At 67.1% G+C, this 20,422-nt stretch carries 18 protein-coding genes; 4 read left to right on the top strand and 14 right to left on the bottom strand.

Annotated features, from left to right (window positions below):
- Positions 1 to 48: 48 nt before the first annotated feature.
- The 6 genes from AC3FNH_RS24075 to AC3FNH_RS24050 all read right to left on the bottom strand — a co-directional run bounded on the left by AC3FNH_RS24075 (position 49) and on the right by AC3FNH_RS24050 (position 4,685).
- Positions 49 to 396 (bottom strand): flagellar protein FliT, encoded by a 348-nt coding sequence (locus AC3FNH_RS24075; RefSeq protein WP_488721817.1) that lies wholly within the window; start codon positions 394 to 396, stop codon positions 49 to 51.
- 1 nt (position 397) lies between these two features.
- Positions 398 to 838 (bottom strand): flagellar export chaperone FliS, encoded by a 441-nt coding sequence (fliS, locus tag AC3FNH_RS24070; protein WP_488721816.1) that lies wholly within the window; start codon positions 836 to 838, stop codon positions 398 to 400.
- A gap of 31 nt (positions 839 to 869) precedes the next feature.
- The gene (gene fliD / locus AC3FNH_RS24065) at positions 870 to 2,348 is read right to left on the bottom strand and encodes a flagellar filament capping protein FliD (RefSeq protein WP_488721815.1); all 1,479 of its coding nucleotides are present in this window, start codon (positions 2,346 to 2,348) and stop codon (positions 870 to 872) included.
- A gap of 48 nt (positions 2,349 to 2,396) precedes the next feature.
- Positions 2,397 to 2,768: a flagellar protein FlaG gene (locus AC3FNH_RS24060; RefSeq protein ID WP_488721814.1), complete on the bottom strand. Its 372-nt coding sequence runs from the start codon at positions 2,766 to 2,768 to the stop codon at positions 2,397 to 2,399.
- Positions 2,769 to 2,882: 114 nt separating this feature from the next.
- Positions 2,883 to 4,121 (bottom strand): FliC/FljB family flagellin, encoded by a 1,239-nt coding sequence (locus AC3FNH_RS24055; protein ID WP_488721813.1) that lies wholly within the window; start codon positions 4,119 to 4,121, stop codon positions 2,883 to 2,885.
- Positions 4,122 to 4,364: 243 nt separating this feature from the next.
- The gene (locus AC3FNH_RS24050; protein ID WP_488721812.1) at positions 4,365 to 4,685 is read right to left on the bottom strand and encodes an RNA chaperone Hfq; all 321 of its coding nucleotides are present in this window, start codon (positions 4,683 to 4,685) and stop codon (positions 4,365 to 4,367) included.
- An 883-nt stretch (positions 4,686 to 5,568) separates the two neighbouring features.
- On the opposite strand from AC3FNH_RS24050, the gene AC3FNH_RS24045 reads away from it, so the two are divergent.
- Together AC3FNH_RS24045 and AC3FNH_RS24040 are read left to right on the top strand one after the other, a co-directional pair.
- Positions 5,569 to 7,455 (top strand): methyl-accepting chemotaxis protein, encoded by a 1,887-nt coding sequence (locus AC3FNH_RS24045; RefSeq protein ID WP_488721811.1) that lies wholly within the window; start codon positions 5,569 to 5,571, stop codon positions 7,453 to 7,455.
- A gap of 169 nt (positions 7,456 to 7,624) precedes the next feature.
- Complete coding sequence (locus AC3FNH_RS24040; RefSeq protein WP_488721810.1) at positions 7,625 to 9,202, top strand: MDR family MFS transporter; 1,578 nt, start codon at positions 7,625 to 7,627, stop codon at positions 9,200 to 9,202.
- A gap of 12 nt (positions 9,203 to 9,214) precedes the next feature.
- On the opposite strand, the gene AC3FNH_RS24035 is transcribed toward AC3FNH_RS24040, so the two are convergent.
- Together AC3FNH_RS24035 and AC3FNH_RS24030 are read right to left on the bottom strand one after the other, a co-directional pair.
- Positions 9,215 to 10,147, bottom strand: coding sequence for an oxygenase MpaB family protein (locus tag AC3FNH_RS24035; protein ID WP_488721809.1), 933 nt, complete (start codon positions 10,145 to 10,147; stop codon positions 9,215 to 9,217).
- 233 nt (positions 10,148 to 10,380) lie between these two features.
- Positions 10,381 to 10,635 (bottom strand): hypothetical protein, encoded by a 255-nt coding sequence (locus tag AC3FNH_RS24030; protein ID WP_488721808.1) that lies wholly within the window; start codon positions 10,633 to 10,635, stop codon positions 10,381 to 10,383.
- Between the two features lie 314 nt (positions 10,636 to 10,949).
- Between AC3FNH_RS24030 and AC3FNH_RS24025 the strand changes: the two genes are divergently transcribed.
- Positions 10,950 to 11,405 carry a BON domain-containing protein gene (locus tag AC3FNH_RS24025; protein ID WP_488721807.1) on the top strand — a complete coding sequence of 152 codons (456 nt, stop codon included), beginning with the start codon at positions 10,950 to 10,952 and terminating at the stop codon, positions 11,403 to 11,405.
- An 83-nt stretch (positions 11,406 to 11,488) separates the two neighbouring features.
- On the opposite strand, the gene ku is transcribed toward AC3FNH_RS24025, so the two are convergent.
- From ku to ligD, 5 genes are all read right to left on the bottom strand, one after another.
- Entirely contained in the window at positions 11,489 to 12,490 is a 1,002-nt protein-coding gene (gene ku, locus AC3FNH_RS24020) for a non-homologous end joining protein Ku (RefSeq protein WP_488721806.1), read from the bottom strand.
- A 22-nt stretch (positions 12,491 to 12,512) separates the two neighbouring features.
- Positions 12,513 to 12,656, bottom strand: coding sequence for a hypothetical protein (locus AC3FNH_RS24015; protein WP_276102414.1), 144 nt, complete (start codon positions 12,654 to 12,656; stop codon positions 12,513 to 12,515).
- Positions 12,657 to 12,699: 43 nt separating this feature from the next.
- Positions 12,700 to 14,673, bottom strand: a complete 1,974-nt coding sequence (locus AC3FNH_RS24010) for a response regulator (RefSeq protein ID WP_488721805.1) — start codon at positions 14,671 to 14,673, stop codon at positions 12,700 to 12,702.
- A 210-nt stretch (positions 14,674 to 14,883) separates the two neighbouring features.
- Positions 14,884 to 15,270 (bottom strand): hypothetical protein, encoded by a 387-nt coding sequence (locus tag AC3FNH_RS24005; RefSeq protein WP_488721804.1) that lies wholly within the window; start codon positions 15,268 to 15,270, stop codon positions 14,884 to 14,886.
- Positions 15,267 to 17,915, bottom strand: a complete 2,649-nt coding sequence (gene ligD / locus AC3FNH_RS24000) for a DNA ligase D (protein ID WP_488721803.1) — start codon at positions 17,913 to 17,915, stop codon at positions 15,267 to 15,269. The genes AC3FNH_RS24005 and ligD overlap by 4 nt, the downstream gene beginning before the upstream one ends.
- A 306-nt stretch (positions 17,916 to 18,221) precedes the next feature.
- On the opposite strand from ligD, the gene AC3FNH_RS23995 reads away from it, so the two are divergent.
- The gene (locus AC3FNH_RS23995; RefSeq protein ID WP_276102410.1) at positions 18,222 to 19,235 is read left to right on the top strand and encodes an SDR family oxidoreductase; all 1,014 of its coding nucleotides are present in this window, start codon (positions 18,222 to 18,224) and stop codon (positions 19,233 to 19,235) included.
- Between the two features lie 31 nt (positions 19,236 to 19,266).
- On the opposite strand, the gene AC3FNH_RS23990 is transcribed toward AC3FNH_RS23995, so the two are convergent.
- On the bottom strand, positions 19,267 to 20,283 hold the full coding sequence (locus AC3FNH_RS23990; RefSeq protein ID WP_488721802.1) for a sigma-54 interaction domain-containing protein: 1,017 nt from the start codon (positions 20,281 to 20,283) through the stop codon (positions 19,267 to 19,269).
- Positions 20,284 to 20,422 lie beyond the last annotated feature (139 nt).

Below are 20,422 nucleotides of genomic sequence, written 5' to 3'. Positions count from 1 at the left end.
GGAGAGAGGGCGGAGCGTGCGCGCAGGCATGGCTACCGCCCCCGGGGATCAGATTGCCGCGCCGTAGGCCCGCCCGAGCTCCTGCTTGCGGCGCGAGCTGCCCAGCAGGGCTTCGAGTTGCGACATCTGCGGCATGACGATCTGGCGAATGGCCGCATCGTGCGCAAGAATGCGCTCGAGCAGGCGATAGCGGCGGGTGCGCTCCTCCGCCGACGGCGCCGGCTGTGGGCCAAGGGCACGCAACTGATCGACTTCCGCGACATAGACCTGTTGCAGCTCGCTCATTGCATCCCAGTTGCCGGCGCGCGCAGCTTCAAGCATCTGCTCGGAGAGCAGCAGCACTTCTTCGTACCCGCGGGTGACCGGACTCGAAGCTTTCAGTTCGAACGGATGCATCTCAGTTTTCCACGACGAGCAAGGGAGCCGGCGCTTGTGCTGGCGCCGCAGCCTGCGGCTGCTCGCCAATCTGGGCCCAGGCGGAGGCCAGGTTGCCGAGCAGGCCGTCGACTTCGGTCAGCAGCGCGGCGTCGTTGCGCAAGTTGGCCTGCAGCAGGCGCCGTGTCATGTAGTCATAGAGCGCTTCGAGATCGGCGGCGACTTCGCCGCCGGCCTCATGGTCGAGCGCGGCATTGAGGCCATTGACGATGATGTCGATCGCCTTGGAGATCGCGTTGCCTTTGGCCGGGATATCGCCGGCCTCCATATGGAACCGGGCGCTGGCGATGGCGGCGCGTGCCCCGTCGAACAGCATGACGATCAGCCGGTGAGGGCTGGCGCTCATGGCCCCGGTCTGGACTCCGACCTGGGAATAGGCGTTGATGGCATTGCGCGCGTACATGGCGATCGGCTCCCCGAAAAGGCTTGCTGGATTACTTGCTGCTCGACGAATTGCTCAAGGCACTGAACTGCTGCGTCAGGTAGGTGCTGGTGTTCTTCATCTTGGCCATGATCATGTCCAGCTGGGTGAACTGCGCACGGTAGTTGGCAACGGTTGCATTGACGCGGTCCTGGGTCGCGCTGTACTGGGCGCTGAGGTCCTTCAGGCTCCGGTTGATGCCGTCGGTGGCGGCCGTCAGGGCCCCCTTGCTGTTGGTCAGCGCCGTGATGGTCGTGCTCAGCTGGTTGCCGTAGCCGCTCTTGCCGTCGTCATTGCCGAACAGGGCCGCAACACCGCTCGGGTTGTCGCTCATGGCCTTGTTCAGCTTGGTGGTATCCAGTGCCAGCGTGCCATCGAGCTGGAACCCGATGCCTACCTGTGCCAGTGCCGTGATGGCGTTCGACCCGCTGCCCGGCTGAGGCGTGTTGAGCACGCCGCGGATCTGGGTCTGGATCGTGCGCAGCACGCCGTCGCCGGTGAGGGGTGAACCGGTTTTCGTGGTCGGATCGTAGGCCGACAGGCTGGTGGCTGCCTTCTGCAGATTGTTGTAAGCCGTGACAAAGGCCTGCACGCCATTCTGGATCGACGCGGTGTCGCGCTGGACCATGACGTTGCTGGTGCCGGTCTGCGCCAGCGAGAGCGTCACGCCCTGCACGGCGCCGCTGACCTGGTTGCTTGCGCTCTGGATTGCGATGTTGTTGACGGTCAGCGCCGCATTCTGGGCCGCCACGGTCTGCTGCAGGTTCTGCGTGCCGGCCGGATCGTTGGCAACCAGATTGGACAGCGCGTTGGTGCCGTCGCTCGACGTGACCGAGATGCGCATGCTGTTGGAGGCGCCGGTATTGTTCGAGTTCAGGACCAGCCGGTAAGGTGTGCCGGAGCCGTCGTTGATGATGCTGGCAGTCACGCCGGCATTGGCCTTGTTGATGGCGTCGCGGATGCCTTGCAGCGTGTTGTTGCTCGGGTCGATCGTGATATCGAAGCCGGTCGAACCCATATTCGCAGTGAAGCTCGCCCCGCTGTATTTGCCATAGGTCGGGCTGGCTGCGTTGGTGTCGAGCGTGCCGCCGGTGATGGCGCCGAAGTCAATATGGATCGTGCCGGTACCAATGGCCGCATCCTGCTTGAGTTGCCCCGTGCTAACCAGCGACTGGGCCTGGGCCAGGGCGGTGACGTTGACCGCATAGCTGCCAGCGGCGGCAGTGTTGCTGCCAGTGGCAGTCAGGGTACTGGTGTTGCTGGAGGTGGCGGTAGCCGCGTTGAAGAAGCTTGGCTTGGAGAGCTGGTTGGCCGTGCCCTGGAATGCGGCGAGCATGCTCTGCAGCTGGCCATAGGCAGACAGCTTGGTCTGATAGCTGCTCTGCTTTTGCTGGATGACCGTCAGCGGAGCCTGCTCGGCGGTGGTGAGCTGGTCGAGCAGCGAGCCAAGATCGAGTCCCGAGCCTACGCCAAGGTTAGAGATTGTTGCCATGTCTTCTACTCCAGTGTGCTACTTCAAATCCGGGCTCCGCCAGGCGGCTCAGGCGGGCTGGTTCACGAACAGTCCCTGCAGCTGGGTCATCGCATCGGAGATGCGCACAAGCTCTTCGGTGGGAATCTGCCGGATCACTTCGCCGCTGGTCTTGTCCATCACCTTGGTGATGACGCGGTGACTGGTGCTGTCAATTTCAAACTGGACGCTGACCGAGGCGGTACGAAGCGCGTCGGTCAGGCGCTCGAGCGCGGCATCGAGCGAGAGCGATCGCTGCTTGCCGTCCTGTGCGACTGTGCCAGGCTTGCCGGAAGCGGTCGCTTCGGCGGATGCGCCGGTTACCCGGCGGTCTGGCCACTCGGTCAGCTGGGTCGCCAGCGCGGCAGGCAGCGCGGACGAAGTGGTAGCGGCAGTAGCCATGATCGTCTCGACTCAGTGGGTTCTTGAAATGCTTTCCCAGGGCCGCAGCCCTGGGGAAACATTCCACGACAGCGCCGGGCACGAGGCCCGGCACCGGTGCTACGCGTCAGTCAATTAACGCAGCAGCGACAGCACGCCTTGCGTGGTCTGGTTGGCCTGGGCCAGGACCGAGGTACCCGCTTGTTGCAGGATGTTGGCGCGGGTCATGTTCGACACTTCCGTTGCGTAGTCGGCATCCTGGATACGCGAACGCGAGGACGACAGGTTGGTGATCGTGGTGCCCAGGTTGGCGATGGTCGAATCCAGGCGGTTCTGGATCGAACCCAGCGAGCTCTTCAGGCTGTCTACCTTCTGCAGAGCTGCGTCCAGGGTGGCCATCGGGTTGGCCGAAGCGCCAGCCGTCAGGTTGGCGGCGGTCAGCTTGCTGGTGTCGAACGTGAATGCAGCAGTGCCAGCGGTGGTGGTGGTATCGACGTTCGACATATCCAGCGCCACGTAGGTGTACATGGCGGTAGCGGCCGTGGCTTGGGTCATGCCTTGGTTTTGCAGCGCTTGGGCTTCGGTCGCGTTTGCCGGGGTGATGGCGACTTCAGCGAACCAGTTGCCATTCTTGTCCACCACGGCCGTGCCGGTGACCGCGACGCTAGCCGCAGCGATCCCCAGGGTCTGGGCCAGCGTGCCGCCCGTTGCCTCAGTAACGGTGTTGGCGCTGACTGCGGTCGTAGCGCCGAAGACAGCCTGGTAGTTTGCAGCGGTAGCGACGGCGGGCACGGCCATCGAAGCGGTACCGGCGAACGAGGCAGTCGCCGTGGCTTGCGGGCCATTCACATTGAAGCTTTGCAGGTTCAGGGTCTTGGTGCTGATCTCCTGCAGGTTGACAGCGATGGTCTGGCCGTCGTTTGCGCCAACCTGGACGTTCACCGGCTTGGCGGTCGACGACAGCACCTTCACGCCGTTGAAGTCGGTTTGTTGCGACAGGCGGTCGATTTCCGACATGCGCTGGGTGATTTCGTCCTGGATCGACTTCAGGTCCGAAGCCGAGTTCGAGCCGTTGGCGGCCTGCACCGACAGCGTACGGATACGTTGCAGGTTGTTGGTCACTTCGGTCAGGGCGCCTTCAGTCGTCTGAGCCAGCGAGATGCCGTCGTTGGCGTTGCGCTGGGCTTGCGTCAGGCCGTTGATGTTCGAGGTGAAACGGTTGGCAATGGCCAGGCCAGCGGCATCGTCCTTGGCGCTGTTGATGCGCAGGCCCGACGACAGGCGCTGGATCGCGGTGTTCAGCGACGATTGCGAAGCGTTCAGGTTGTTCTGAGTCATCAGAGACAACGAGTTGGTATTGATGATGGACGCCATAGTTGCGACTCCTATTTGCAGTGATTTACACAGTCCGGCGGATGCCGTAACGTTGGCCGACTGCGTTGCAGTGCTGTAGTGCCTCCGTTGCAAAGGTTATCGACCACGCTTTGCAAAGGTTTAGAGTGATCTTTGCAGCGTCTTGGCGTGCAGGACCAATGCCAGGCGCGACGTTTGCAAGCCGTTGCCAGTGGCCCCTGGGCTTGAAAATTTCTTGGGGGAGCGCCGCGTTCCGCGGCGGGGTCAGCGCCGCCGGCGCTTGCGCGGCATATAGATAGGCACGAAATCCGGCGATGTGTCCGTTTCGGGCGCCGGCGCGGCCTCGCCGTACGGGTGGACCGGTGTGATCATGGCAATGGCGTGCTTGTATACGACAAGCGGCTTGCTGTCGTGCACGTCCTTCGCGAGCATCAGCAAATAGTCGTCCAGGGCGATCACCACGCCTTGCAGCCGGGTGCCATTGCACAGATAGACGACAACCGGAGCGCGGCTGACAGCATGGGGCGCAAGTTGCTGGTGCTGCAGCTTCCGGCTGTTTCGCGGGGGCCTGGTTTCCTTCTTCACAACGACTCCGGAAGAGCCCGCATGGGTTCTGGCGGCTGATGGCGGTCCGCCGACTACTAGTACTGTTAACTAGTATGGTCCTGTCAGCGCGATGGGCGAAACATTCGCTCCCGGTACCGGCAACAGGCGCAGGCCCCGTGTGCGCCGCGGCGTGCGCCGGATCCGGACGTGGGTCCTTGTCTTTCACGCGCTTGCCGGCGACCGGTGCGGCCAGGTGAGAAGGGGAATACTTCAGGGACGAGAGTAACAAATTTTTACAAACACCGACGGATCGATTCCTCGTCAATGAACTAGAGGTTTTGCTCTAGATAATTTGTTGCATTTTCTAACTCGTTCGAGTTATGGGTCTGTCGACCGAGGCCGACAGACCGGCCGAAGACTTCCTGAAATGCTTACAAACTGGCGATTTGCACATAAGTGTGCACTGACATAGGATGATCCCGAAACTCCGGCCCCAGGCCGAACGGCGCCGAGAAGTGGCTTTCTATGCGCATTCAATTGGGGCCTTTACTGATAGAAGCGGGATTTACACCTCATGTAAGCACGTTTATATTCATACCAGAGCTAACTGGCTCTGAAGCAGTCCTGGAAAGCCTACGAGCACCCCGCGCGTGGGCTTCTTTTTTTGGGGGCCCACGTCGAACCGGCTACGCCTCTCGGCGCACCGCTGCCGTGTGACCGCCGGGATGCCTGGCAGGATTAAAAGGCACAGTCCGAGGCGCCCATCGGACGAAATGCGGGCACTTTCCCCCTCAATTCCAAATTCCCTTCAAGAAGTGTTCGGTCATCGCCGATAGGCAGCCGTGCGGCGGTTGTGAGCGGCAACGATCCCGTGCGCGCACACGACAAGAAAATTGATCACGGAATGTCCGGAGGGAGTGAGATGGCCTGGTTGAGAAACCTTGGCATAGGGACCCGCCTGTCCCTGGCCTTTACGCTGGTGGTGCTGCTGCTGGTCGGTGTCGCGGTATATGGCGTGGCCTCGCTGGCGGGCATGAATGCCTCCATGCACCTGACCGTGGAGGGGCGCCTGCTCAAGGTGATCGACCTGGGCCACGTCAAGGAAAATGCGCTGGAAATCGGCGTGATGGTGCGCGATGCCGCCCTGACCGAAGATTCCGCGCTGGTCCAGCGGAATACGCAGCGTATCGACGGCATGCGCAAGGAGATGGGCGGCACGCTCGATGCGCTGGGCAAGCTGATCGCGGCTTCCGGCCGTGCCGACCTGCAGAAGACCTTTTCCGATCTAGTCACCGCGCGCGAAGGGTATAACGGCCAGCTGGACATGGTGCTGCGCCAGTTGGGCTCGGGCGAGTTCGTCGGAGCGCGCGCGGCGCTGGTGGCGACCCTGCCCGCGGCGCAAGGCCCCTATTTCGGGAAGCTCGACGAGATCATGGCCGGCGGCCGCAACCTGTCCCTGGCCGCGGTCAAGCAGGCCGACGAAGGTTTCGCCTGGGCCCGCAGCGTGCTGCTGGGCCTGACGGCGCTGGCGGTGCTGCTTGCCGTGGTGATGGGAACGGCCATCACGCGGTCAATCACCGGCCCCGCGCGCGAAGCGCTTGAGGCCGCCGAGGCGCTGGCCACCGGCAACCTGCGCCACGCGTTCCATGTGCGCAGCGGCGATGAAATGGGCCGCATGCTGGCGGCGCTCGAACGTGCCTTCCGCCACCTGGCGGCACTGGTGCATGGCATCCAGCAGGCCTCCGGCTCGATTGACGGCGCCACGCGCGAGATCGCCCGCGGCAACACCGACCTGTCCCAGCGCACGGAACAGCAGGCGGCTTCGCTGGAACAGACCGCAGCCTCGATGGAGCAGCTCACTTCCACGGTACGCCAGAACGCCGACAACGCCAGGCAGGCCAACCAGCTCGCGGTCAATGCGTCGGATGTGGCCAGCGAAGGCGGGCGCGTCGTGCGCGACGTGGTGCAGACCATGGACAGCATCTCCAAATCGTCCACGCAGGTGGCGGAGATCACTGGCGTCATCGAGAGCATCGCGTTCCAGACCAATATCCTGGCGCTCAATGCCGCGGTGGAAGCGGCGCGCGCCGGGGAGCAGGGCCGCGGCTTCGCGGTGGTGGCCTCCGAAGTCCGTAACCTCGCCCAGCGCTCGTCGGCCGCGGCCAAGGAGATCGCCGAGCTGATCGGCGGCTCGGTGCGGCAGGTGCAGGACGGTGCACGCCAGGCCGAGCAGGCCGGCAAGACCATGGACGACATCGTCGGCGCGGTGCGCCGCGTGACGGACATCATGGGCGAGATTTCCGCGGCCAGCTCGGAGCAGACTTCGGGCATCGAGCAGGTCAGCCTGGCCGTCACGCAGATGGAAAGCATGACCCAGCAGAATGCCGCGCTGGTGGAGCAGGCCGCCGCCGCCGCGGAGAGCCTGATGCAGCAGGCCGGCGGCCTGGTGAGCGAGGTGGGCCGGTTCGACGTCGCCCAGAACTCTGCCGCGGGCCATGCGTCGGCCGCCGCCACGCCGGCCCGGCAGCTGGAACCCGCGCCGGCGCCGCCGCAGCCGGCACCGGCAGCACGTGCCGTACCGGCACGCAGCACCCGTGCGCCAGCCGTGCCGGCGGCGGTGCGTCCGCCAGTGCAGCGCAAGGCGACGCCACAGCCGGTGCTGGCCAGGCGCGCACCTGCGCAGCCGGCAACACAGCGCCAGCCTGTCGCACGTCAGCGCCAGGAACCGGTGCTCAAGTCCGGGGCGCGCCGGGTTGCGGCGCCCAGCCAGCCGGCCATGGCCGATAGCGGCGACTGGGAAACCTTCTGACCCGGCTGCGGCGCCGCGCCACAGACCATGCGCGCCGGGCCGCGCCGGCGCCAATGTCGCAAAGCGCCTACAATGGCCGCTCTTCCTGATCTTCGAAGCAAGAGCAGGCCGGTCCACCTGGCGCATGCGGCGCCCGTCGCGGCGGCCATGCCTGCCGCCGCTGGTGCCGATGACCGCCGTTCCCTCCCAGCCGCCCCGCGCGGCAGATGCTCCACCCCCGTCCTCTTCGACCTCCTCGACCGCGGCGCCTCAGCCGCCGGTGATGCAGATCCTGTTCGGCCTGATGCTCGCCATCCTGCTGGGCGCGCTCGAACAGTCGATCGTCGCCGTGGTACTGCCCGAGATTGCCTTGCAGCTGCGCGGCTTCGAGGACATGGCCTGGGTCATCTCCGCTTACCTCGTGGCCTCGACCGTGGCCACGCCGATCTACGGCAAGCTGTCGGACGTGCTGGGCCGGCGCTCGGTCCTGTCCTTCGCGATCGTGCTGTTCCTGCTGGCCTCGGTGGTCTGCGCGCTGGCCCAGACCATGCCGCAGCTGATCGCAGCGCGGATCCTGCAGGGCCTGGGCGGGGGCGGGCTGATCTCGGTGTCGCAGGCCGCCATTGCCGACGTGGTGCCGCTGCGCGAGCGGGGGCGCTACCAGGGCTACGTGAGCGGCGTGTGGGCGGTAGCCAGCATGGCCGGGCCCGTGATCGGCGGCTACCTCGCGCATTACCTGTCCTGGCGCTGGATCTTCTGGATCAACCTTCCGCTGGGCCTGCTGGCGCTGGTGGTGGTGCGGCGGGCGCTGCGCTTCCTGCCTGTCAGCGGCCGGCGCCATCGCATCGATTACCTCGGCGCGCTGCTGTTCGGTGGCGGGCTCAGTGGCGTGCTCGTGTTCCTCACACGGCTGGGGCAGGGCCAGTCGCCGCTGCGCACCGATTCACTTGCCCTGCTGGTCGCCGGGGTGGCCGCGCTGGCGCTGTTCCTCTGGCAGGAGCGGCGCGCGGCCGACCCGGTGATTCCGCTCGCCATGCTGCGCGTGCCGACCGTGGCCATCTGCTGCGCCACGCTGTTCTTCTGCTTTTTCCAGCTGATCGCGATGTCGGTGCTGCTGCCGCTGCGCTTCCAGGTCGTGGGCGGCGCGCAGGCGGATGCTGCCGCGCTGCGGCTGGTGCCGCTTACGCTGGCGATTCCGTTCGGCGCGTTCGCGGCGGGGCGGCTGATGTCCTGGACCGGCCGCTACAAGCCGCTGCAGATGGCGGGTGCCTGCGTGGCGCCGCTGGCCATCGTGGCGCTGGCCTTTGTCGACCCGGTTGCGGTATGGCTGAGCGCGCTGGTGATGGTGGCCCTCGGGTTCGCCATCGGCCTGCAGTTGCCGAGTGGCCTGGTTGCCACGCAGAACGCCGTGCCGCCGCAGCAGGTGGGGATTGCCACGGCGCTGACGTCGTTTTCGCGCATGCTCGGCGGGGCGGTGGGCGTGGCGGTGCTGACCACGCTGCTGATCGCACTGTTGCGCCACGGCGGCATGACGGTGACGGACTTGTCCGGCGGCGAAGACGTGCTCATGAGCATGTTCCACCGGGCGCTGGCGGCCGACACGCCGGCGGCAGAGGCGGCAGCGGTGCGCGCAGCCGCCGAGCGCGCGTTCCGGCTGCTGTTCCTGCTGAGCGCGGCCGTGTCGCTGCTGTCGCCATTCCTGGTCGTGCGCCTGCGCGAAGCCACGCTGCGCGGCAGCCCTGCCGCGGCCTCGGCGGCGGCCGAGTAGCCTGACGCCGGCTCAGGCGCCGCGCGCCACCCGCCGCCGCGCGCGCGCGGCCAGTCCCGCACCGAGCGCCCAGCGCAGTGTCGGCGCCAGCACGCGCATTCCAGCCAGCGACGCGGGGCGTCGGATCGACGGGCGATCCAGGTTCAGCATCTGGCGCGCCCAGTCGGGCAGCAGCGCAATGCCCGCGTAGGCCATCACGCGCACCGCCGGGACCAGCATCGGGTTGGCGACGGGTAATTTCATCACGAGCCGCGCTACCTCGCGCGTGCGCGCGCTGGCTTCGAGCTGGGGGCGCATGGCTTCCAGATAGGCCGCCACCGCCGCGCGCGAGCGCGGGACGGCGGTGGCGCCGAGCCGTTCGGCAATCTGCGCAACCTCGTCGTAGTAGCGGTCCTGCTCGGCCTCGCTCAGTGGTCCCACATAGCGCAGGTAGCCGGCCAGGAAGCTGGAGACTTCCGCCACGTGCACCCATGTCAGCAATGCCGGGTCGTCGGCGGCGTAGGGCCTGCCGTCCGGCGCGCTGCCGCTGACGTGCGCGTGGATGCGCCGCACGCGGTCGATCAGTGCCAGGGCGTCCGCGCGGCTGCCATAGGTCGTACCCGCGATGAACTGCGCGGTGCGCCCCAGCCGGCCCTGCATATCGGCGCGAAAGGTCGAATGGTCCCAGACGCCGGCCAGCGCCAGCGGGTGCAGCGTCTGCATCAGCAGGGCGCTGACGCCGCCGGCGAGCATGGCCGGGAAATCGGCATGCACGCGCCAGCAGACCGCGTCGGGGCCAAATAGCCCGGGGTCGCCGGGCGGGTTGTCGTAGTCGAGCGTCAGGCCTGAGTTGCTGCGCGTGAGTGCGCGTACCTGCGCCCCGGCCGTGGTGCGCAGGCGGCTGGAAATGCGGTCGAGATACTGGCCCTGGCGGCGACCCGCCGCCGGATCGGTGGAAGCTGGCAAAGGTGGCTGGATGCGTTGCGAGTCACGGTCAGAATACACGGGAAGACGCGAACGTGTAGGTCCCACCGCGCAATCGCCGTGGCCGGTGCAGGTACAAAAGAACAAAAAGAGCCGGAATCCCGAAGAACTCCGGCTCATTCAAATCCCGGCTTCTGGCAACACCGCATGTTGCTGCCCGCCCGGAGAAACATGGCGTTGGCACCGGGGATCGGCGCCCATCAGCCATATCAGCCTCACGGCTGGCGTTGACCGCCCGAGCCTCCCTGTCCCTGCTGATGGCCCTGCTGCGAGCCCTTGCCGCTTTCCTGCTGCTGCTGGCCGCTACCCTTGTCCTGATTACCCATTTGTCCGCCGCCAGAGCGTTGGCCCTGGTTGGAACCTTGCTGGCCGCTGCGTTGGCCGCTTTGCGACTGCTCCTGCTGCCGCTGGCCCTGTTGACCCTGTTGGCCCTGCTGCGATTGCCCCGGCTGCTGTTGCTGCTGTCCCATTGCTGTCTCCATAACGCGGCGAACTGCCGCGTGAAGCTTTGCCGCAAGCCGCATGCCAGGCCCGGCGACGCCGCTGGTGGCGGGATTCCGCTGGATGGCGGCGACGGCTTGCCTCCGGATTTACAAAGCGCTGCTCTGATTTACACAGCCACGGGCCGGTTGCGCAGCCGGCACCGCGCCAGGCGCCGGCCGGCTTTCCGGAACTCGCAGGTACGGCGTTTGCAGAGAGGAACCTTGAGGACTGCTCCACGCCATGTCGCGAAAGCAGCGCACGCGCTGGGGTGGCAGTCCGGTCACCTTGCAAGGAGAGAACCATGCAAACCAGCCGACCTACCGCTCCGATGCTGCGCCAGGCCTGCCTGGCGGCTGCACTGGCGGCCGTCGCGGGCAGCGCTTTCGCGCTTGATTCTGGCGGTTTCCTGCGCGCGGCCGTCGACACGGCCGCGCCGCCGCCGGCCAATTCCGCGCCGGGCATGCCGGGAAGGGCAGAAATCGACCGCGACACGGCGCCGCCGGCCCGCCATGACATGGGCGCCGACAAGGCCAAGCAAGCCGTGACGGACAGCGCTATCACCACCAAGATCAAGACCAAGCTGCTGACGGCCAAGGACCTGAAATCCACGGGCATCCACGTCAAGACCAAGGATGGCACGGTCAATGTGAGCGGCACTGTGCCGAGCAAGGAACAGCACGACATGGCGTTGGAGACGATCCGCGGCGTCGAGGGGGTAACGTCGGTCAACGACAGCCTGAAGGTGTCGTCGCGCTGACTGCGCCGATCAATGACTGGCGCCCGGTCGGGCGCCAGCACGGAGCCGAGCCAGTGGCGCAGGCTATGTGTGTATGTGTGCTTCTATGCTTGCCTGCGTCGCGCGGGGCTCCGCGTAGTGGAGGATGACTTGCCCGCAGCGGCATGGGTAGGCCGCTTAGCGGACGCGCGGCTGCCGGCCGCACGCCTGGCAGCGCCTGCATGCTTCTTCGCCGCGGTGCCGCGCGTGGTCTTGCGCGGCGCCTTCGTTTCCGCTGGCTCGCTCCTGGCGGTCTCTCGCTTGCCGTGGTGATCCAGGCTCTTCTTGAGCAGGGCCACCATGTCGATGACCTTCGCGCCCTGGCGCGGCGCTTCCGCTTCTTCGGCGGCTGGCGTGAGCTGATGGGTGTGACCCGTTTCGATCTTTTCCTCGATGCGCGCCATGAGGTCGTCGCGATAGGTATCGCGGTACCGCTCAGGCGACCACGCCTCGCTCATGTCCTCGACCAGCTTGACGGCCATGCCGATTTCGCGCGCGTGCGCGCCGCTGGCCTTGGCGCGGGATGCTTTCGGCAGCTTGAGGTGCGGGATCGGCAGCACTTCGTCGGCGAAGCGCATGGTGTTCAGCACCAGTGCATCGTCCTCGACGAGCATGGCGGCCAGGTGCTGCCGGTTGCGCAGCACGACCAGCGCGAGTGCTGCGCGCCCGGTGCGGCGCATGGTTTCCAGCAGCAGCGCATAGCCGCGTTCGCCGCGCTTGTCGGGTTCCAGGTAATAGGGCGTGTCGAAGTAGTAAGGAGGAATCTCGCCGGTGGGCACGAAGCTCACGATATCCACGGTTTGCGTGGCTTCGACATTGGCTTGCCGGAAGTCCTCGTCGCTCAGCACGACATACTCGCCCTTCTCGTACTGATAGCCCTTGACGATGTGCGCCTTGTCGACCGGCTTGCCCGTGCTTTTGTTGATGCGCTGGTAGCCGACCGGTGCCATGTCGCGCACGTCGAGCAGGTCGAGGTCAAGCGACTGGCTGCGCGATGCGGGTCGGAGCACGACCGGGATATTCACCAGGCCGAAGCTGATCGCGCCCTTCCAGATGATGCGTGACACGATAGGTCTCCCTCGCTCAAGCTCAAGCGCCCGCGCGTTGCGGCGGCGGGGGCGGAAGGTCGCCCGGTGGCGGGTCGATGACGGGTTCGGGCGGCCCCGGCGGCGGTTCCGGCGGCGGGACTTCCGGCTTGCGCGAAGGGATGTCGGGATCTGGGGTGGTATGCATGGTCCGGGACTCCAGGTAGTGGCTGATTGGTGCGGCGGCCGCGTCAGCCGCCGGGCTCCTCGAACAACCGGGTCAGGGCGTCCAGGCTGGCCGGCTTGACCAGATGGCGGTCGAAGCCCGCTTCCAGCGCGCGGCGGCGGTCCTCCGGCCGGCCGTAGCCGGTCAGCGCCACCAGCGTGGCGCCGCGCATCTCAGGCAAGGCTCGCAGCCGCCGGGCGGTCTCGTAGCCGTCCATGGCGGGCATGCCCAGGTCAAGCAACACCACATCGGGTTTGACTTGCGGCGCGCGCGCGACGGCGCTCTCTCCGTCCGCCGCCGTGACCACGGTGTGTCCCAGCGTGCGCAGGGCCATGCTCATCGCTTCCAGGGCGTCGGTGTTGTCGTCCACCACCATGATCACGCGCGGCGGACCGGATGGCCGCGGCGTGATGGTGTCCGCCGGATGCCAGTTCTGCCATGGCTCGACGGGGAGCTCGACGATGAACGTGCTGCCTTCGCCAGGGCCCGGGCTCTCGGCCCGGACACTGCCGCCGTGCAGCCGCACGAGTTGCTGCACCAGCGTCAGGCCGATGCCAGGGCCTTCCAGCACGGCAGGATGCGTGCCGGCGGTATCCGATGCGCCGCCGGCACCGTTCCCTGTACCGGGCTCACCGGACTCCATCGGTGCCAGCGGATCGAACAGCAAGCGCTGCAGGGGGCCGGTCAGGCCCATGCCGTTGTCGTGGATGCGCACGGCGACGCGTCCGTCGACGGTTGTCGCGCCGATGCTGATCTGGCCGCCTGCCGGCGTGTAGGCAGCGGCGTTATGCAGCAGGTTGCTGAAGATCTGGGTGAGCCGGACCATGTCGCCGCGTACCGGCAACGGCTGTTCGGGCAACGCCAGGCGCAGCGTGTGCCGCTGCGCTTCCAGGACCGGCCGGACGGATTCGACCGCGGTGTTGAGCGCGCCGCGCAACTCGACCAGGTCCTGCCGTAGCGTAATTGTTCCCTGATTGAAGCGGGCGATGTCGAGCAGATCGTCCACCAGTTGTGCCAGGTGCCTGAGCTGGCGGCCGATCACGTCGCGCGCGCGGAACATGTCCGCGGGCGTGGGGGCGGGTTGCTCCAGCAGGTCCACGGCGCTGCGCATCGGGGCCAGGGGGTTGCGCAGTTCGTGCGCGAGCATGGCGAGGAACTGTTCCTTGCGGTGCTCTTCGCCCCGCAACGTGCGCCGCGCGCGATTCTGGGTGGTCACGTCCTGGCAGGTGCCCGCCACGCGCAGGGCCGAAGTACCGGCCCGATGCAACGGGAAGGCGCGCGCGCGAATCTCGCGGATGCCGCCGTCGGCATGCATGAGCTGGAATTCGATATCGAGCCTGCCGTCGCCGAGCATGGCGGTAAAGGCGCTCGCCACGCGCGCCCGATCCGACGGGATCACGCGGTCAAGGCAACGTTGCGGGGCTTCGAGCAAGCTTTCAGGCGACTGGCCGCACAGTTCCGCCAGGCGCGGACTGACGAAAAGCAGGCGACGCTCGCGCGCGTCCAGCAGCCACACCACGTCGACCAGTGATTCCGCGAGCTGGCGGAACATGTCCTCGTTATCGTGCAGCGCCTGGCTGGTGCGGTGATAGGCATCTTCCGCCTGGCACAGGCGCAACAGGGAGTGGATGCTTGCGACCAGTTCTTCGGGCTCCGACGGCTCGGCGATAAAGCTGTCAGCACCGCACTCGAGCGCCTGCACGCGCTGCACGGAACTGGCCAGTGCGGGTGAGGTCAGCAGGACCGGCGTGCGCGCCAGGATGGGATCGGTCTTGAGCCGCCTGCAGACTTCAAAGCCGCTGATATCGGGCAGCTCCAGTGCCAGCAATACGAGCGCGGGCGCGTGCTGGCGCACCAGCGACAGCGCAGCCTGGCCGGTAGACGCTTCGATCACCGAAAAGCCGGCCCGTTGCAGGATGCTGCTCTTGACGTAGCGCGCTCCCTCGCGGTCCTCGACGTTCAGAAGGAGCGGGCCATTGCGGGAGGCGTTCGTGTTCATGGCCGCCAGCCTTCGCATCGGGGCCATGCGACGCTCAAGACGCTAAAGGCTGCAAAAACTGCCTGGTGCAGCCGCGCGGGTTTTGTACGAATTACATGCCTGGCTATGCTCACGGTGCGTTCCCCCTTCTGTGACTGAGCGGACGGTCGATCCCTTATTGGTGGGACCACAGGGGGGATGCGCAAAAGGCGTGCCGACGGCAGGCCTCTGCTAGTGCCGTGCCACTTCGCCGCTATGTGCCTCGGCGCTCGGAGAAGTGCCGCCGTGCGGGCCCGCGGACTGCGGCGCTTCCGCGGCCTTTTGCGGAACCTGGCCCGCGTCGGGGGCTGCCGGGGCAGTGCCGGCTCCCTTCCTGCCAAACTCCGCGGCGATCCGGTCTTGCGCCTGGGCCAGGCGTTCGGCCTGGTGCTTTGCCTCTTCGGCTTCCCTGGCCTTGCGCGCGTCGGCGGCTTGTTGCTGCTCCGGCGTGGGTGCCGGCAGGCGCGCACCTGCCGGCAGGGCCACGGCCATCAGCATCGCCGCGACCAGCGCGCGCCGTGGAGGACGTGGCAGCGCCTGGCGTACGTGGCGCATATAGCGGATGAAGGACCGGGTCATGGCTTGCTCCTTCCGGCGCGCGCCAGCCGGGCGGCTGCGCGCGTAAGGGTCTGGCGCGTACCGGCATAGGCGTCCCACGGATCGTGACGCGCGATCTCGTCCAGCCGTGGCGCCACATTGGCCACGGTCCACTGGTCGGAGCCCTTGAGGCCGTCAAGCTCGTCCCAGGCGAGCGGCACCGACACGCCCAGGCAGCTGCGCGCACGTGCGGAGAACGCCGCCACCGTGGTGGCGCCTACCCCATTGCGCAGGTAGTCGATGAAAATCTTGCCAACGCGGTTGCGGGCGCCGCTTTTCGCGACGAAGCGCTTGGGGATCGTGGCGGCCATGTGGAGCACCACGTCGCGGGCAAAGTCCTTGACCTCGTCCCAGCCCGCGCGTGGCGTCAGCGGCACCACTACGTGCAGGCCCTTGCCGCCGCTGGTTTTCACGAAGCTACCGAGCCCCAGTTCATCGAGCCACGCCTTCATCAGCGCCGCGGCTTCGCGCATATGGGGCCACGGCACGCCTTCACCGGGATCCAGGTCGAAGACGATGCGGTTGGGCCGGTCGATGCTGTGCTTGCTGGCGTTCCAGGTGTGGAACTCCACGACATTGAGCTGGGCCGCCGCCACCAGCGCGTGCTCCGAGACGATCTCCAGCAGCGCCGGATGATCCGGCCACAAGCTGGGATCGAGCACGTTGACGCCATCCACCCTGAGCGTGTCGCCATGCCGCTGGAAGAACTGCTGGCCGGCCACGCCGTCAGGCGCACGCACCATGGCGATCGGGCGGCCGCGCAGGTGCGGCAGCATCAGCGGTGCCACGCGCTCGTAGTAGCGTACCAAATCGCCTTTGGTGAGGCCGCTGGCCGTGTCGATGACGCGTTCGGCGTGACTGATGGCAACCTTGCCCTGTGCCGCGGTGGGTTTGCCTTTGCGCGCGGCACCGGTCTCGCGCTTGCCGCCGGCCGGCGCAGCGGGCAGTTCCACGGACACCGCGCTGGCGGGCTTGTCGCTGCGCAGGCCATGGAAGACCGCATGCCGCACGCGCCCGTCGCGCGTCCAGGAACCGAACGATACTTCCGCCACCAGCCGGGGCCGCACCCACAGCCCTTTGGCTGACCCTGGCAGCGTGTCGAAAGGCGCCTTGTCGGTACGCAGCGCATCGAGCTGTGCGCGCAGTTTCGCGAGCGTGCGGGTATCGAACCCCGTGCCCACATTGCCGGCGTAGCGCAGGCGGCCGGCGCTGTCATGCACGCCGAGCATCAGCGCGCCAAGGCCGGCGCGGCTGCCCTTCGGTTCGGTGTAGCCACCGATCACGAACTCCTGCCGCTGGGTGCACTTGAGCTTGATCCAGGTATTGCTGCGCGTGCTGACATACGGCGCATCCGCGCGCTTGCCGATCACGCCTTCGAGCTTCATGCGGCACGCGGCTTCCAGCATCTCGTCCGGCGCGGCCTCGAAGTCTTCGCTGAAACGCAGGCGCGGCGCGGTGCTGGATTCGAACAGGCGCCGCAGCAGCGCGCGCCGCTCCGCCAGCGGCACCTTGCGCAGGTCGTGGCCGGCATAGAACGGCAGGTCGAACACGAAGTACTGGATCGATTCGACGTGCGCGGTCTCGAAGGCGTTCTGCAAGGCCTGGAAGTCGGTCTCCCCGTGCTTGCCGAGCACGACCATTTCTCCGTCGAGCCAGCCGTCGGGCAAGCCTAGCGAGCGCACTTCGCGCGCCAGCGTCTTCAGGCGCGAGGTCCAGTCGTGGCCCTGGCGCGTGAACAGGCGCACGTCGTCGCCGTCGATGCGGGCCAGCACGCGGTAGCCATCGAACTTGACTTCGTAGCGCCAGGCGCCGGCATCGGCGGGCACGCGTTCCACCAGCGTGGCAAGCTGCGGCGACAGGGCGAGCGGCAGCGCGGCGGCGACAGCGCGGCGCGGCAGGGCCCTGGCTGTGTCATGGTCCTTGCGCTTGCCGGTTGCCTTGGACTTCCCGCTCTTGCGCGCCGCCGCCGCCCGGGAAGTGCCGGCCAGCACGCTGTCCGGCAGGGCCTCGGTCACGTCGAGTTCAGATGCGGGCACGGCGGCATCGTCGCGCTCCTTGATCAGCAGCCACGCATCCTGTTCCTTCTGGCGGCTGCCATGCATGCGCACCAGGGTCCAGTGGCCGTGCAGCTTCTCCCCGCGTAGCTCGAACTTCAGCTTGCCGGCGCGATAGGCCGCATCGGCATCGCCATCCGGCACCCATACCCCGCGGTCCCACACGATCACCGTGCCCGCACCGTAATGGCCGGGCGGAATTACCCCTTCGAAACCCGCGTACTCGAGCGGGTGGTCCTCCACGTGCACGGCCATGCGCTTGTCGGCCGGGTCGAGGCTCGGGCCCTTGGGCACGGCCCAGCTCTTCAGGGTGCCGTCCAGCTCCAGCCTGAAGTCATAGTGCAGGCGGCGCGCGGCATGCTTCTGGATGACAAAGGACAAGGCGCGTGTGCGCCCGGTGCCGCGCCTGGATGTCAGGGCGCGCTCACGCACGCCGCCCGGTTCGGGCGTGGCGGCGAAGTCCCGCATCTGGCGGTACCGGCTCAGGCTGTCGGGACCGCGCTTGCGCGCGGGCGGGGCTTTGCCGCCGGCGGTGCGGGCATCTTCGGTGGCCTGGCGCGTGGTTTTTGCCATGGTGGACCGGTTTCCATGGGGAAGGGAGGCGAACCTCGGTGGCTTCAGCTTAGGCACGGCCCAGGCCCGCCGAAATCGGCGCCAGTCCTACACCCGGGTCGGCCAATGCCGCGCGCGTGTGCTTCTTACCGGACGTTGTAAATCCGCGCGGGCGCTTGCGACGCGCTGGCCGGGAAAACCGCGGCAGCGCCGCGGGAACGCTCCTTGCGGCTTCTGGCCCTGCATATCGGTCGAGCGTTGCCGGCAGTGCGTCCCCGGATGCCGGCGATTGTCATCACCGCGCCCGGGGCATCAGGATGCAAGCAGATGAAACTCTCTCTGAAAACGATCGGGTCGCAGGTCATCGTGCTGACCGGCGCTACCAGCGGCGTTGGCCTGGTCACGGCACGCAAGGCGGCGGCCATGGGTGCCCGCCTTGTGCTGGTGGCGCGCGGCGAAGAATCGCTGCACAAGCTGGCCGAGGAACTGCGCGAGAAAGGCACCGAGGTCATCACTGTCACCGCGGACGTGGGCCGGCATGAAGACGTAGCCAACGTGGCGCATGCCGCCATCGAGCGCTTTGGCGGCTTCGATACCTGGATCAACAATGCCGGCGTGACCATCTTTGGCCGCCATGCCGATGTGCCGCTCGAAGACCAGCGGCGCCTGTTCGACACCAACTACTGGGGCACCGTGCATGGCTCGCTGGCGGCGGCGGCGCATCTGCGCGAACGCGGAGGCGCCATCATCAATATCGGCAGCGAAGCGTCGGACGGGCCCTTGCCGCTGCAGAGCGCCTATGCGGCGTCGCAGCACGCGATCAAGGGCTTCACGGATTCGCTGCGGCTGGAACTGGAGCAGGAGATGGCGCCGATCAGCGTCACGCTGATCAAGCCGGCCGGGCTGGAAACCCCGCTGGCCGAGCATGCCAAGAACTTCCTCGACGTCGAGCCGCGCCTGCCGCCGCCGCTCTATGACCCGGCACTGGCGGCGGACGCCATCCTGTTTGCCGCCGAGAACCCGCGCCGCGACCTGTTCGTGGGCGGCGCCGCCAAGGCATTCTCGGCAGCCGCCTATCATGCGCCGCACGCGTTCGACCAGTTCATGCGCCGCTTCATGGGCCGTGCGCAGCAGACCCGCCACCCGGCGGGCCCGCTTGAGGACAACACGCTGTACGGTGGCGGCAACGGCCTGCAGGAGCGCACGGGCAACCGCGCCGCGTTGCAGTCATGCCCTTACACCACGACTGCGCGCCACCCGGTGCTGGCCACCGCACTGGTGGTCGGCGCGTCCGCGGCGGTGGCCGCTGTGATGCAGGTCCGGCGCGGCCGCCATGGCTAGCTTGCGTCCGGCGTCCGGCCCGGGCCGGCCATCAGCCGGCCCGGTACGCCTCCAGGCGGTTGTACAGCGTCTTGAGGCTGATGCCGAGCGCGCGCGCGGCCTGCCGCTTGTCGCCGTTGAAATGGGCGAGCGTGGCCATGATGATCTCGCGCTGCGTATCGGCGAGCGTGGTGCCGACACGCACGTTGACCACGCCGTCGACCGTACTCGGACGCTGCGGCTGGGTACCGAGGTTCGGGTTGCCGATTTCCACGACCGTGTCGGCCAGGATAAAGGCACGGTAGACCGCGTTCTTCAGTTCGCGCACATTGCCGGGCCAGTCGTAGCGCGTCAGCCGCTCCAGGGTCCCGGCCGAAAACATCTTGTCCGTGTGCTCCATCGCGTTGTACTGGGCCAGGAAGTGGCGGGCCAGCGGAACGATATCCTCCACGCGCTCGCGCAGCGGCGGAATATGCAACGGGAACACGGCAAGGCGGTACAGCAGGTCTTCCCGGAGCTGGCCCGCGCGGACCGCGTCGAGCGGGTCGCGGTTGGTCGCGGCAAGGATGCGCACGTCGCTGGCGATCAGGGTATCGCCGCCGACGCGATGAAAGGTGCAGCTTTCCAGTACGCGCAACAATTTGACCTGCATGGCCGGGGGCATTTCGGTGACCTCGTCCAGGAACAGTGTCCCGCCCTGGGCCTGCTCGAAGTAGCCCGCCTTCTGGTCGATGGCGCCGGTGAAACCGCCCTTTTCGTGGCCGAACAGCTCGGATTCGATCAGCGTGGGCTGGATGGCGCCGCAGTTGACCGCGACGAAGGGGCCGCTGGACCGGCTGCTGCGCGCATGCACCGCCCGCGCCACGACTTCCTTGCCGGTGCCGCTTTCCCCGATGGCAAGCATGGTCACATCCGTGGCGGCCACGCGCTCGATCTGCGCCAGCAGGCTGCGCATGGCGGGCGCGGTGCTCTCCCATAGCAGGGAAACCTGGGACGGAATGGCGCGGCCCCGCAGGCCTTCCGCTTGCGGAGCGGCGCCGCGTCGGGATGGACTGGCGGTGGTCGACACGTTGGCATGGGTCCAGGAGCGCGGGACGTTCCTATGCTAGCCCGATAGGCAGGGCCCTGCCAGACGTCGGGCGCAGCACGCGGAAACATCCGACAGCCGTGTCAGAGAGACACTGGCAACAATCGGTCTCCGGGATGTT

This window comes from Cupriavidus sp. 22TCCZM01-5 (genome assembly GCF_057798915.1).
The sequence above is the reverse complement of the archived record's forward strand: the minus strand, read 5'-3'. Positions and strand labels throughout refer to the sequence as shown.